Below are 14,512 nucleotides of genomic sequence, written 5' to 3'. Positions count from 1 at the left end.
ATTCATGTACTTACAGAATGCTAGCCAGCAAAACAAACTACATATTCTTAATCCCTAAAATAGCAAAAGGGACTCTATTTGAGTCCCTTGCTATTGAAATACAATATAAAAGTAAAAATATGCTGCGAATTAAAATATGGCGTACTAAATACAATTAGTTACATAAACGCCAACATTAGCGCGAGGGTAAAGTGCCATCAAATACACGTACTTTGATATTCTTTTTCAGGTTATCTTGGTCTTGTTGCCATTCATGCCACTGGGTGAGACTAATACTGAGCTGCAACGAAAAATCAGTAGAAATCCACTGTTTTTGCCCTTGAGTATATTTAGGTGCAGGGACTATATTACTGGGTCCAACGAAGGATGCAGAACACATAAAGGTTTTGAAATACACTTGGTCAATCGATAAATCGAGGGCGCTGGGCGATATTAAACATTGGCCACTGCCCGGCTCTTGATACGAGGCAAATTGGTACAGGATTGCCGGTGTATTATTGGTACTATCAGGAACTGAAGCAGTTTGATGGCAAGATAAACAGCTACTTAATGCATTATCCGCAGGGCCATTTAAACGCCCATTACACCCTAAGTGTCCCGCATTGGTGTGCTCATTCAAACGGCCAACGACCTCTTGAAATACCGCGCTATCCTTAAGCCCTGTGATTGGGTTTTGAGGGAATGCTGCCGCTCCCACTGTTGCTGGCGGCGTGTCATTCCCCCACATTAATCCCAGAGGTGAGATACGATCCCAAGGATTTTTCTCTTTCGCTTTAAACTGACCATCGGCGACAAAAGTGCCATAGGCCCAGCCCACGGGTGAACGGCTGTCGCGCACTGCAATATCAAACTGCAACAAGTACACATCGGCGACAGAGCGCGGGCATTGCTCTGTTTCCTGTTGGAAACTACAGGCACTGCCATCGGCGTTTTTACATACACAGAAATCACTGGCACTGATATTGGCTTGCCAAACAGGTACATTTTCAAGGAAAGGATAGTTATTAGGCGTTGCGGTAGTGAACAGTAACTTGCCAATCACACTGCCTTCATTAAATGCAAAATTTTGCTGGGGCATCACAGGTGATGGTGCCCCCGTCCATACCTTGCCAATGCTGTTTGCCGCCTGAGGATTATAAAAACCCACCGCCCACATAGTGGTTTTAAGGGAGCCTTGGCCTTTTATCTCCATAGTAACGGGGGCTTCTCGGGTCAAGCCATGGATAAATTCCCGCCCACTCATGGGATCATAGGTCTGATAGGGAATATGGTACCAAGAGCGCACCTTGTTGTTACACAGATCCCAGTCTTTACTGACATCGCCTTTGTCGATGTTTCCCTCTTGGATGTACTTCATCACAGCCCAGAGGTATTGCTCAGCTTGGGTATTTTTATCACTTTCACTCAGATTTTTATCGAAGGGATTGAATTTAAGCCAAGGTGCAGCGCTATCTGGTTTAGCACTCGAATAAGCATCACTGAGGCTAAAAATAGGCCCCTTCCAGCCAGAATAAGCTTGGTTGATAATGACTTGATTGTCCCACATACCTGTTTTTGTAAAAGCAGGATCTTGGAAGTAACTTGGATAGGCTCCAGTACAGGTTGAATTTGCGTTAGATCTAGTGTTGGGCGATTGCTTATCTGCAGCTTTTGCGTTGACTGTGGTCAATGAACAAACGGTGAGCAGAAGTATGGCGGTAATGTTGAGTTTCATAATATCGTCCTTGAAGAGTATTAGTCCTAAAAACTCCCTTTGTGAGCCCAAAACTAACAACGGCTCGAATTAAGCATAGACTAATTTTTAACATCTTCTGTAAAGCTTAACGATTCACATATTAAGGATATAAAAAAGGCCGTTTAGTATGACTAAACGGCCGAAACATATTACTTATTGGACTAGCCGTCCAAGCTATTTCTCAACTTCTTGCCCACGCGTCTTCCACAGCGAATACAAGACACCTAAGACTAACAGACCAAAAGTCACACCAAGGGACACTGCTGTTGGGATAGTAAAGTCCACTATTCCCTCGTGATTGAAATACACTAAACCCACTTTCACCCCAATAAATACTAATACCACTGACAGCGCATATTTAAGGTATTCGAAACGGTGCACCATAGCAGCCAAGGCAAAATACAAAGCACGTAGCCCCAGAATCGCGAAGATATTCGAGGTATAAACGATGAAAGGATCTTGGGTAATCGCAAAAATAGCGGGAATACTGTCGACTGCAAACACCAAATCCGCGGTTTCCACTAAGATCAACGCCAAGAATAACGGCGTCGCCCACCATCCTTTTGTTAACTGATGATCTTCGCCACGTACCCAGAATTTTTCTTTATGCAGCGTTGGCGTAAAACGCATCTTAGTGCGTAACCATTTATAAAACTTATTGTCTTGGATATCACCGTGCTCATCGTTTGAGAAGAGCATTTTCACGCCAGTGAAAATCAAGAAGAGTCCAAATAACACAAGTACACCTTGATACTGGGCAACAAGCACAGCACCAAGACCGATCATAATGGCGCGCAACACTATTACGCCCATAATGCCCCAGAAGAGCACTCTATGTTGGTATAAACGTGGGATACCTAAGCTACTGAAGATTAACGCAATAACAAATACGTTATCCATAGACAGTGATTTTTCAATCAGATAGCCCGTTAGGTATTCCATACCGGCGGTTGAACCCTTGTACCACCAGAGCCAGACCCCAAACAATAAGCCCATACAGATATAAAAGGCTGAAAGCTTTAAACTTTCAGCCACGGTAATTTCATGCTGATCCTTGTGCAATACGCCAAGGTCAAAGGCTAATAACGCCAGCACAAAACCGAAAAACATTAACCAAACCCAAAGCGGGTAACCCACAAATAGGGTGGTAAAAAACTCCATAAGTCTCCTTAGTAACACATAACGACTGATCTAAATCAGTAAAGTTGAGCAGATAGACATTGACTCATTGTAGAAATATAAACTGTGAAATCTTATATGAAAAATGCAACTATCAAGATTAAAATTCTTTTACAATCAATATAATTATGGTGCTTATTTATACTTATGCCTCGAATAAGTTCACTTCTCAATCACAGCGCTTCCCTGAGAAAATCATCTAACCCACCCATTCGTGACATTCCTTTAGATAGCAGCCTCGAACAAGCGCGTAGATGCTCTACCAATAATGCAAAATTGCTATCAATCATAAAACTTACACTATCCATTAAACGACGAACTACAGCTAAATCAAGGCTAAAGCCGCTAAGATAAAACTGCCACAGTTGAATTATGGCCACTATTTAGCACTCATTTCTTAACTGAAAATGAATTAATTTAACCGCTTAGTATTGCTATAGCGAGCCTTAAAGAACGGCTAAAAATGTTAGTTATACAAAATATTCATCACTTTCAAGACCCTTGGCTGTTCCATATCATCCGAGTGTGATTAACTGCTGCAACAGTGCCGTCTTTTAGTGATCAAAAGCGCCGCGATAATCACAAATAATGAAAAATAATTAATAAAATTCATTACGATAAAATGAATCATTAGCTGCTCGGCGCATAAAGTGCCAGCAATGGGAGTCTTAAGTGTCAATAGAACAAAACCCGTCGCACGCAATGCAGGGCCCACAAGGCTCGCCCCCAGCTGAAATGCTATTTGGGCATCCTAAGGGCTTATTTGTCTGCTTTTTTACCGAAATGTGGGAACGCTTCTCTTTCTACGGTATGAAAGCATTACTGTTTCTTTACCTGATTAAATATCATCTATTTACTGATGAATTTGGTTACAACGTGATTGGTGCTTACGGTGCCTTAGTGTATGCCATGCCCGTAGTGGGTGGCTTATTGGCCGACCGCTATATCGGCATGCGCAAAGCGGTGATCTTTGGCGGTGTTTTATTGGTGCTCGGCCACTTAGGTATGGCCTTTGAAGGCCATCAAGCGGTTATCGTTGCAGGTGAAGTTCAACGGGATGAACAAGCGCTGCAAGTATTCTATTTATCCCTTGCCTTAATCATTGTCGGAGTGGGCTTTTTAAAACCCAATATTTCCACCATAGTCGGTCAGCTTTATCCTAAATCATCCGCTAAGCGAGATTCTGGTTTTACCATTTTCTACGCGGGCATCAACTTAGGCGCCACCTTAGCCCCGCTAATTTGCGCTTATTTAGGTGAAACCTATGGCTGGAAATACGGTTTTGGTTTGGCAGGTTTGGGGATGTTAGCGGGTTTGTTGGTGTTTATTCGTGGCAAGAAACATCTGCAAGGCTTCGCCGAACCCAGAGATCCTGCGCGGATTTTAAAGAAAACCGCCGGCATAACGACAGAACAATGGATTTACTTAAGCGCAATTGGCAGCGTAATCATAGTCTGGGGGTTGATTCAAACCCACTCCCTCGTACTTTCGATTAGCAGTTTATTACCCGCTGTGAGCCCAGTGATTTGGTTCTTGCACTCAGTATCACTAGTGCTTGCCCTTGGTATTGGCTGGTTCATGGTGAAACATTGTAATCCGATTGAACGTCAACAGATGTCGGCTTTGCTGCTTTTCATCGTTGCGGGTTTGGTCTTCTTTGGCTTATATGAGCAGACCTATGGCTCTTGGGTAGCATTTTCGGACCGTGTGATGGACCGTAACATGCTCGGCCTCGAATGGAGTGCGGGACAGCTAACCTTCCTCGGTGCCTTCTTTGTGATCAGTTTGTCGCCTATCTTCGCTTGGCTGTGGCCTGCTCTCGCCCGTAAAAATTGTGACCCGAGTAAACCGGTTAAAACCGCACTCGGTATTTTGTTCGCGGGTTTATCCTTTATGGTGCTTGTGCTCGGGATCCAGATGCCGCTAAGCAGTGGCTTAGTGAGTATTTGGTTCTTAGTCGCGGCTTATTTTGTATTAGAAATCGGGGAGTTATTGTTGTCGCCCATAGGCTTATCTGCCGTGACTCAGCTTTCGGTCAAACGCGTAGTCAGCCTGATGATGGGTGCTTGGTTCCTCGGCACTTCATACTCTGAAATCTTAGCCGCCGAATTAAACAAACTCGCCGCGATTGATACCCAAGGCGGCGTGATAAGTGACGTACCGAGTGCGATGGCGCTATACGAGCAACTGTTTATCTTCTCGGCGCAAATTGGCGTGGTAATGGCATTAGTCTTCTTTGCCCTTGCGCCATTAATGAAAAAAATGATGCATGAGAAAATGGCGACTAACTCAGTTTAAGCATACAAACAGAAAGTCGGTTGGCTTACTTTCGCCCTCTGAGGCGACGGTAAGCCAAGACGATAAGGTGCAAAGCAAGTAACCCCGTAAAAGCCGCGCAGAAAAACAGTAATGCAATCGAGTTTACATCCCTAGGCGCATCACGATAAAGCCACCACCACAGCGGCCAGCCGATGGTCGATAAAGCCGTAAGCTGCCACATACAGCGTTTGCAGCGACCAATCTTTTGCCTGAAAAGCGCCCAGTTTAAATCTGTATCATTACAATCCCTACAGCCCATACGATACCTTTTTAAAATTAGATTTATTATTAAATACAGCTAATAAAATAGACTTGAACAAGTTCATTTTATATACACTAGCGTAAACCTAAAGTATGAATCTATAGGGTATTAAATAAATTTAAATCTATTGTGGTCAAGTATACATGTAATGAGTTAATAACTAATTTAGAATCATTTATTTAGTAAATCAGTATTCAGGTTGAAAGCCATTGGCATACTAACCATTTCGTAACGCACCGATCACTTTTTAGCATCTTACTCATGCTTTTGTTTGCTTTTATCATTTCCAGTTATTTATATAAAACTCATTAAAATGGAATTTAATCATGAACACACAGTTTCTTACTCCTTACAGTGAACAAGCAGAACAATATTTTTGGAAAACTGGCGTTGCGGAAATTGATTTAGGCAAAGTGCCTTTTCAATCAATTCATAATTTGCTCATATCAAAAGACAATAGCAGCATTTCATCTGTTGGTTCATGCTTTGCTCAACATGTGGGTAAATGGATGATCGATAATAATTATCCATTTAATCGCAGCAAACTCGACAGTCGACAAATATCCAGCTTTGCCTTTGGCAATGTATATACCCCTAGATGCTTTCTTCAATGGTTAACCTTAGATCCTGCTCATTCCCACAGATTTGATATTTTTTATGACAAGAATGCAGAACGCTATATCGATCTATTGAGACCCAATGTACACCCTGATGGGTTTAGCTCTGAAGAAGCGTTACGAGAGGCACGGATATCTGCAAAAAACGAACTATTCGATACGCTAAGAGCAACGAATGTGCTTATTTTTACCCTAGGTTTAACAGAGGCCTGGAAAGATATTGATGATGTTTTCTACCCAAATTGTCCTGGGGTTATTGCCGGTGAGTTCAATGATGAAATATTTACTTTCCATCAGTTTAATTACAATGAAATTAAATCTGATTTATTGCTTATAAAAGACATCATTCAAGGTATCAACCCACAGATAAAAGTGATCTTAACCGTATCCCCAGTCCCTCTTACAGCAACCGCATCAAATAAACATATCCTTGTTGCAAGCCAATATTCGAAGTCTGTTCTACGCGCTGTCGCGGGTTATTTAGCGGATAATGATGAAGTATTTGACTATTTCCCATCATTTGAAATTATCACAGTCAATAATGTCAATGATTTTAGATTTAATGAGAATAGAAGAACGGTCTCAAATCAAGCTGTTGAGTATGTAATGAGCCACTTCAAATCGGCATTTTCTGACAATAAAATCACCAAAGCACAAAATAACGGTGAGAAAAATCACCAAGAAACGGTTTGTGATGAAGAACGTTTAGACGCGTTGAACAAATTATTACATCATTCAAATGACACCACTGTGAGCCAACTAACATTACTCGGTGATAGCCATATGGGTAAGTTAGCAAAAGCACTAAAGGAAATGGAAATCCCGTTTATGGGTGGCATGGTAATGAACGGCTCAGGATTTGCCCAAGGCAAATTTTCAATATGCGAAACAGAATATTTCGTACCACTTGAAAACGCCGCATCACGTCAACTTTTCGCACCAATATTGAAAAATTTACAGGCTCACGAGCAATCTAAGTTTGAAAAAAAATCTGTGATTATTTCCAATATTGGCCTACAAACACATCAGACTGTTGCTCGTTTTTTTACATGGCTACAAAAACAAAAAGATGCTGACATTAAAGATATTACCTTGAAGAATTATGTTGATTTCTTCCATGAGGACCAATCAAAACAACTGTCTATATTATTAACGATGAAAGAAAGAGGACATACTGTCATCGTTGTTTCTGATCCACCTTTCTGCCGTTACTTCAAAGAATCACAGTCAATGACGTGGCTTGTCTATTCTTATTTTGACGCGCTTGAATACATTTGCTCACAGCTGAATATTTTGTTTTTTAATGCGGCAAAAACCTTCGATGAAGAAATTGACACTCCTATGGCATACGCCTCAGATATTTGTTATCCAGACGGCCAACATGATTGGATCCATGGCAACTCAATGTATTACACATGGCTAGCAAATAAATTATTGCCCATCGTATCTGAAAATACCTAAAAATTGCTTGGAATGAGGCCTCATTGAGTCCTCATTTCCTCAAAGAGAAGCTTTAAGCCTTGCCATCCCTTGATTAATAGAGACGAGCGCACGATAACCTAAATCTCGTTTAGCTGCGCTGATATCAAAATAATGGCTGCAGGATAACTGCCGTGCGACAAAACGCGTCATCATGGGCTCTTCTTGCTTCTTTAGGAGGTAATGTACACTTTCCAATACTGCGCCTGCTACATAGGCCACAGATTGAGGCACACGCTTAGTCACTGGCGGTAAAGCATCGCAGGCCAAAATCAAATTGATCATCTCGGCCATAGTGATGGGTTCATCATTACTCAGAAAATAAGCTTTCCCTTGACACTTAGGCTTTGCTTGGCAAAGTTCCAGTGCCGCCAGCATATGAGCATAGGCAGCGTTGTCTATGTAGATGGTATCGACCAGCTTATCTTCGCGGCCAACCAGTTTAAGCTTACCTAAACGCCCGCGCGACAATACCCGAGGCACTAGATGGGGATCGCCAGGCCCCCATATCAAATGCGGCCTGAGTGCGACGGTTTTTAACGCATAGGGTGCAGTGGCTTGAGTCGTCACTTGGCTAGATACTTGAGTCACATCAGGATTTTCAAGTGGCATGTCACCTACTTGATTGGCGTCGAGCATCATCTTTTCAGCGATGGCTTTAGAGTGGGCATAATGATTCAAGAATCTGGTGGCATAGGGAGTTGACTCATCAATACCCGATTCATCCTGCCCTGCAAAGGTCACACTCGGGGTACTGGTGTAGACTAACTTATCTATTTTTAATGCCTTACAAGCGGCAATTACATTAGCAGCGCCCTTTACATTCGGACAAAAATAGCTGTCTCTGTCACCCCAAACACCCGCTTTAGACGCCACATGAAATACAATATCGCAGCCTTGCATCGCCTGTTGCAGCCGATCTTTATTGACTAAATCCCCTTGCAGCATGACTACGCCCAGTGCTTCAAGTTCGGGATAATGCCCACGCGCAAAACCTGTGACCTTAATGCCCGCGGCTAACAATCTCAGGCAAATCGCTTTACCTAAAAATCCCCCCGCCCCCGTGACAAAGGCGTGTTGCACCTTAAGCGCGAGCTGCGCGAGTGCCGTTTGTTCAGCCGCATCAAATTGGGCAAGCGTCGTGCTCTTGATTGGGTCTTTCGTCATTAAGGGTATCCATTTCAGCACATTTACATGAACTTAAAGTCGGTGTAATAAGTTTAAAATAAGCACAAGGGCTTAAAAATAAGCGAGTTTGTTCAAATGAACACAGAATATAACGTAAAAAATGCAGGAGAAAAGCCGTGGAGTTTCAAATCAACCTTTCGTTTGCGATTGCGCCCAAACGGCTAATTTTTCTCTAAAAATCTTGGCATTATGCCGCACATCCACAGGGAAATCAGGATGGATAAGAAACCGCCTTATGCCCTGAGTCTGCGTAAATTGCTCAGCGATGGCGATCAAATCTTGGTACAACTGCTGACTCTTATTGCACACCAATGACTGGTCGAGTTCGATACAAATTAACGGCTCTATCTCGTTCGCCACTTTCACTCCCACTAAAGCGGAGCGCTTCACATTGGGATGCGTATTAAAAATGCGCTCGCAGGGAATGGAATAATAACGTTTAACAAACAATCCAGTAGCGTCGACTCTGTGGGCCTTACGACCACACATCCACAGAAGACCTTGATCATCAAGATACCCCAAATCGCCCATGCGGTGTCTAACGGTATTGGTTGCTGAGTCCCAAATCTTGGCCGCCGCAGTCGCGCGTTTGCCTTGGCTTTCGTTTTGGCTATCATGCTGACTATTGTTTAGATAATAGGACTGACTCACCATAGGCCCCTGCACGACTATCTCGCCGATTTCACCGTTATTTAGCTGTAAGGCATCATCCCACTCGGGAATAACCTCTTCGCTGATAGCAATAATGCGAATCGTCACGCCATCGATAGCGCGACCGACACAGATACCACCGCCGTTATCTGTGGTGTCAGTCGTGGCAAATAACGCATCGCTGGCAATCATACTAATAGGCAAAGATTCGGTTGCGCCGTAGGAATTTAAAATCGGCACACCTTGGCTCAGCATCTTACTAAAACGGGCGATGGAGGCAATGGTGGCTGGCGCACCCGCGGAAATCACCCGCTGTACGCTGGGCAGTTTATGCTGTTTTTGTTCACCTGCGCGGCCTAAACGTTCGAGCAAAGCAGGATTAACAAAAATATTACTGCATTGATATTTCTCAATCGCGGCAAATAGAAATTCAGGATTAGCAGTAATAGGTTTGCTGGCATCCATTTCTGGAACGATAGACGCCATGCCAAGTGCGGGGCCAAAGAGTGAAAACAGCGGAAAAGTGGCTAAATCGCGCTCGCCATGGCAAATGCCATAATCGTTTTTTAGCGCTTGAATTTGTGCCTCAAACATACCATGGCTATACACCACCCCCTTAGGCGTGCCAGTGCTGCCACTGGTAAATAAAATCGCCGCTATCTCATCAGATTTGAGCATCACCATGGGATATTCAGACTTTGAAGCAGAAGATTGCACTGAGGTGCTTTGCAGCAGAGTCGATAAACTGATGGCGCCAGTAGCGATACGGATTAACTTTGCCGCTAAGCCTGTTTTGCCGTCATCAACATTGAGTAATGACTTAATACTGCCCTTACCCCAACCAAATAGACGTCTAGCAATATGAGCCTTGGGAATACCGATAAAGGCATCGGGCGCGGCTTCAGCAAAACACTGTTTAAGATTGCGGATCCCCATGCCGGGATCAACTAGGATAGGAATAACCCCCGCTTTAAACAGCGCAAAAGTAAGTGCAAAAAAATCCAAACTCGGCGTGACCATAAGCACAGCCTTCATGCCGCGCTCAATGCCATGGGCATTAAGCGCAAAGGCTATCGCATCGCTTTGTCTGTCTAGATTGAGAAAGTCCAACTCGCTGTAACGCAAATTCGCCACAGAAGCGCCCTGAGCGCTTTGTACTGCTACCGCAAGATGATGGGGAATGGCATGGGCGGCTTGCTTGAGATGGCGACAAATATTGGCATCATTAATTATTGCTGACGCAGAAGTGCCCGTTAAAAGCGGCGTTTCCAACGGCGTCACTAAAGGAGCCACTTCAGTCTCAAGCAAGGTCGACATTAACCTGCGGCCTGTTCGGACGGCGCCGCTTCTACGTGGTCGTCAGCCATAAAGCCTTTGATATGGGCAATCACTTCATCGCTGGCATCTTCCAAAATGTAGTGACCACAATCGGCAAATTCATGCACGGTCGCATGGGGCATGTGTTGGCGCCATTTCGCTAAAAAGTGCTTATCGAATACAAAGTCCTTGAGACCCCAGCAAATCAGGGTCGGCACTTTAGCAAATTTAGGTAAACTCGCAGCAATATCAGAGACTAATTGATAATTTCTATCGCCTTCACGCAGTGGAATATCCTGCACAAAACGCAGCGTCGAAATGCGATTGGCCCAAGAGTTAAACGGCGCGACATACGCCTCACGAATGTATTTCGACATCGGCTGGCGCTTAACACCCACATAGGAAGCAATAGACGAAAAAGCATTGAAACCGCGTACCAACACTGTGCCTAACAGGGTATTACGACAAATCCACAGCGGCCAAGGGAATGGTTTAGTCTCGGGCAAATGGAAAGCGCCCGTGTTCAATATCACTAGGCGTTTAATGCGCTCAGGATAACGCGCCGCATAACCCATACCTATCATGCCGCCCCAGTCGTGTACGACTAAGGTAATGTTTTCTTTCACATTCAGGCTATCGAGCAGGGCTTCGAGATCATCGATACGGTTCTTAAGGGTATAGTCATAACCACTGTCGTCTGGCTTATCCGACAGGCCACAGCCGATATGATCCGGCACTATGCATTGGTGAGTGTCTTTTAAGGCGCTAACAAGATTGCGGTAGTAAAACGACCAGCTAGGATTACCGTGAACCATCACCACAGGCTCGCCTTGACCCTCGTTGATATAATGTAGCTTGTTGCCATTACGGCTAAGAAAATGACGTTTAAAAGGCAACAGAGTGTCTAACATGACGCTTCCTATCTTGATTCTTTATGAGAGCGAATAACGGGTTATGTACAGCTGGCTTAACTTATCGACAGAACTAAAGACTGAGCTATCAACTGAATCATGGACTTACTGGGTTGACTCGAATGTATGCCAGCCATCAAGCAAAGGCGTGAAAAGGTGCACTGCACCCTACCACTTAATACCTAACATCATGCAATTCAATCCACTGCCTATGCCTAAAAAGCTCACTTGATCGCCCGCTTGTAAAAAGCCTTGATCGTGCGCCATCGCAGCGGTCACAGGTAACGACACTGTGCCCATATTGCCCAGCAGCTGATACGTAGGAAATTCTTTTTCGGGGGGAATATTTAACGCGCTAAGCACTTGCTTACGGTTTGAGGCACCCACTTGATGGCAAATCACTTTGTCCACTTGCTCAACCAGCCAATTACGCTGCTCAAGGAAATGCTCCCAAGTGTGCTTCGCCAATTCAACGCCTTCTTTAAGCAAGGTAACGGCATCGGTACGCATAAACTCGCGGTACAGATTGTGCCCCACTTCCTGCAGACCCCATTGACACAACTGGTGATGCTCAGGCGCCGATAAGTGCGATGCACCCAGCAATTGATGCTGACGCACATTTGTCAGCGGCAAGCTGCCATCGGTAAGGATCACCGCCACGGCACCAGAGCCACCGGTTAAGGTCGCCAGTGACTGGGCAAAATTCTGCATGGTCGGATCGGCCAACATGTTATCGATAGTGACATCGACAATATCCCGCGCCGACTCACAGGACACCACCATACCCGCCTTGATTTGACCCAACTCAATACGGTTTGCGATATCTAAAATGCCCGATAACACCCCAAGGCAAGCATTGCTGATATCGTAAATCGCAGTGTCTTTTGACACCCCCAATTCGGCAGCAATACGACACGCGGTCGCGGGCTCATGTTGATCTCGGCACACGCCGGTATAGACAACAGCACCTAAATCGGCGACATCAATCCCAGTTTCAACCATGGCTTTACGGGCAGCTTTAATCGCACCGTCGGACAATTGATGTCCTTTTGGCCACCAGCGGCGTTCGGTAATCCCAGTCAATGCGGCAAGCTGTCCCATAGGAATACGGAACTTTTGATACAAAGGAGCAAGACGAGACTCTAGCTCACTACTGGAAACCACAACAGGCGCCAGTTCATAGGCCAGGCTATTAATAAATACGCGGGAATATTTCATGAAACTGTTTTATTCGCTCACTAGAATGACTGACCAGCAGGTCAGCTTTCAGTTGTTATTCGTCATTAATGCGACATTTGAACAAGAAAAGCCCGATGATTCAATAAAAAACCATCTTGAGTGTAAGACTTGTCTCACAGCGCAGGTTCCAAACACGACGGCCCTGAATTCACTATCACTAAACTTAAATGCGCTAATATAGAAATAATTCATAAAAAACATCACAGTACAGTATATTTTTAGACGCGCAAAATTATACCGCCATTTTTTGCGCTAAAATCAGCGTATTTCTTGGTGTGACGCTGTTTGCACAAAATTCACCCACGCAAACACCATATCCTTGTTCCTGCAAAAAACAAGCGCGATCTAAGATTAACCACTGCTCCAGTGCGCTGCGGAATAAATGCGCGACTAAATCAATACGGCGAGTTAATTGTTGTCTTTGTCGCCCAACGTCAAGCCAAGCTTCAAAATCCCTGTTTTTCGCTAAATTAACTGCCTTCGTCTCGGCCGCCCACAGGCAAAAATCCGTAAAACTGCCGCTCAACTGGCTCTGTTTTAACGAGGGTAAAGGCAAATATTCGTCGATTTGTCGACATTCACGTTGCAGTGCATCAAAGCCTAAGCGCCACGCGATTTCTTGATGGCGTAGCGCCTGCTGTTTGGGATTAGCGATCACACTCTGCTGCAACGGTAACTGTAAATCATGGCGACTGAGCTTTAGGCTGCCCTGCTGAGCAAGAGTCGATAACGGCTGATAATGGCTCGCTTGAATTAAATGATAGCAACAGGGAGAAATCGCCAATGCCTGCGTGCCCACCTCGGCCGCCAGCGTTAACAGCCGAACATGCAAATCTCCGCAGGCATGCAAAGCAACCGCTTGCTGCCGTGCAGTTAACGGATTGGCATTTGAGGCATGTTCAGCTTGTGCTTCAACTGTAGTTGTAGATGTGTTTGTCACAGCATGTTCTGCGCCAATAGCAAAGGCATCGGCGCAAATAAAAGTCTGCGATAACTGCCACTTATCGGCAAAGGTCTGCCCTGCTTCACACAGCGGCGCCTGCCACTCTAAGCTCACCACATCAGCGCCGCGAGCTTTAGCAATCAAGCGGCCCAAATGCCCTTTACCCGCACACCATTCCAATACGGGTAAATTAAGCTGGGGTAAATGCTGTACAAAGGCGGTAATTTGCTGCCATTTTCGGCCTTTAATGTGGGCACTAAAGTGCGCCTCATCATCAAAGGACAAACCGCGGTCCTGCGCTTTATCTACCTTTGTGGTATCGGTTATTGCAATATCAGCAATGGCAGTGGTGAGCAATGACAAGTCCCAATCTTGGCCTAATGCCATAAGATCGCGGTTTAATGCCGGTGACAGCACCTTAACCAGCAAAGATTGCTCGGCGTCGAGTCCATCAAGCCCATCATCAGCCAGCGCCCACACAGCTTCGGCCAACTGCGGAAAATCCTGTGCCCAAGGTAAAGCGTTCACTTCAAACGCACGCACTTGCCACAGGGCAGCACTCAGCTCAAGCAACTGATTAAGCTTGTTAAATTGCTGTGAGTAAGTGAATTGTTGCTGCAGATTATCTTGGTTCACGTCATGCCCAGTGTAAAAAATACTTGTCTCGTATTA

The 14,512-nt window shown here is 44.7% G+C and carries 10 protein-coding genes; 2 read left to right on the top strand and 8 right to left on the bottom strand.

Translation table 11 applies throughout. The features are described from left to right. Window positions 1-175: 175 nt before the first annotated feature. Window positions 176-1,714, bottom strand: a complete 1,539-nt coding sequence (locus L5M40_RS06510; protein WP_263177345.1) for a hypothetical protein — start codon at window positions 1,712-1,714, stop codon at window positions 176-178. Window positions 1,715-1,909: 195 nt separating this feature from the next. After that, window positions 1,910-2,896 carry a TerC family protein gene (locus L5M40_RS06505; protein ID WP_263172190.1) on the bottom strand — a complete coding sequence of 329 codons (987 nt, stop codon included), beginning with the start codon at window positions 2,894-2,896 and terminating at the stop codon, window positions 1,910-1,912. 690 nt (window positions 2,897-3,586) lie between these two features. Between L5M40_RS06505 and L5M40_RS06500 the strand changes: the two genes are divergently transcribed. Further along, window positions 3,587-5,212, top strand: coding sequence for a peptide MFS transporter (locus tag L5M40_RS06500; protein WP_263256433.1), 1,626 nt, complete (start codon window positions 3,587-3,589; stop codon window positions 5,210-5,212). Window positions 5,213-5,237: 25 nt separating this feature from the next. Here L5M40_RS06500 and L5M40_RS06495 read toward each other — a convergent pair whose 3' ends face one another. Continuing rightward, window positions 5,238-5,492, bottom strand: coding sequence for a DUF3624 domain-containing protein (locus L5M40_RS06495; RefSeq protein ID WP_263177348.1), 255 nt, complete (start codon window positions 5,490-5,492; stop codon window positions 5,238-5,240). Between the two features lie 329 nt (window positions 5,493-5,821). Between L5M40_RS06495 and L5M40_RS06490 the strand changes: the two genes are divergently transcribed. Continuing rightward, on the top strand, window positions 5,822-7,573 hold the full coding sequence (locus tag L5M40_RS06490) for a GSCFA domain-containing protein (RefSeq protein WP_263177349.1): 1,752 nt from the start codon (window positions 5,822-5,824) through the stop codon (window positions 7,571-7,573). Window positions 7,574-7,612: 39 nt separating this feature from the next. Here the strand turns inward: L5M40_RS06490 and oleD are convergent, their stop codons facing one another. The 5 genes from oleD to L5M40_RS06465 all read right to left on the bottom strand — a co-directional run bounded on the left by oleD (window position 7,613) and on the right by L5M40_RS06465 (window position 14,476). Then, window positions 7,613-8,758 (bottom strand): 2-alkyl-3-oxoalkanoate reductase, encoded by a 1,146-nt coding sequence (gene oleD, locus L5M40_RS06485; protein WP_263256432.1) that lies wholly within the window; start codon window positions 8,756-8,758, stop codon window positions 7,613-7,615. A gap of 150 nt (window positions 8,759-8,908) precedes the next feature. Beyond that, on the bottom strand, window positions 8,909-10,747 hold the full coding sequence (gene oleC, locus L5M40_RS06480; RefSeq protein ID WP_263163293.1) for an olefin beta-lactone synthetase: 1,839 nt from the start codon (window positions 10,745-10,747) through the stop codon (window positions 8,909-8,911). After that, window positions 10,747-11,658 (bottom strand): alpha/beta fold hydrolase, encoded by a 912-nt coding sequence (locus L5M40_RS06475; RefSeq protein ID WP_263163295.1) that lies wholly within the window; start codon window positions 11,656-11,658, stop codon window positions 10,747-10,749. Before L5M40_RS06475 ends, oleC begins: the two co-directional genes overlap by 1 nt. Before the next feature lie 168 nt (window positions 11,659-11,826). Beyond that, window positions 11,827-12,876: a 3-oxoacyl-ACP synthase III gene (locus tag L5M40_RS06470; protein WP_028760522.1), complete on the bottom strand. Its 1,050-nt coding sequence runs from the start codon at window positions 12,874-12,876 to the stop codon at window positions 11,827-11,829. Between the two features lie 253 nt (window positions 12,877-13,129). After that, the gene (locus L5M40_RS06465) at window positions 13,130-14,476 is read right to left on the bottom strand and encodes an SAM-dependent methyltransferase (protein ID WP_263163296.1); all 1,347 of its coding nucleotides are present in this window, start codon (window positions 14,474-14,476) and stop codon (window positions 13,130-13,132) included. Window positions 14,477-14,512: the final 36 nt, after the last annotated feature.

This window comes from Shewanella sp. SM68, assembly GCF_025653925.1.
Classification (GTDB): domain Bacteria; phylum Pseudomonadota; class Gammaproteobacteria; order Enterobacterales; family Shewanellaceae; genus Shewanella; species Shewanella oncorhynchi.
This window is presented reverse-complemented; position numbering and strand designations above follow the sequence as displayed.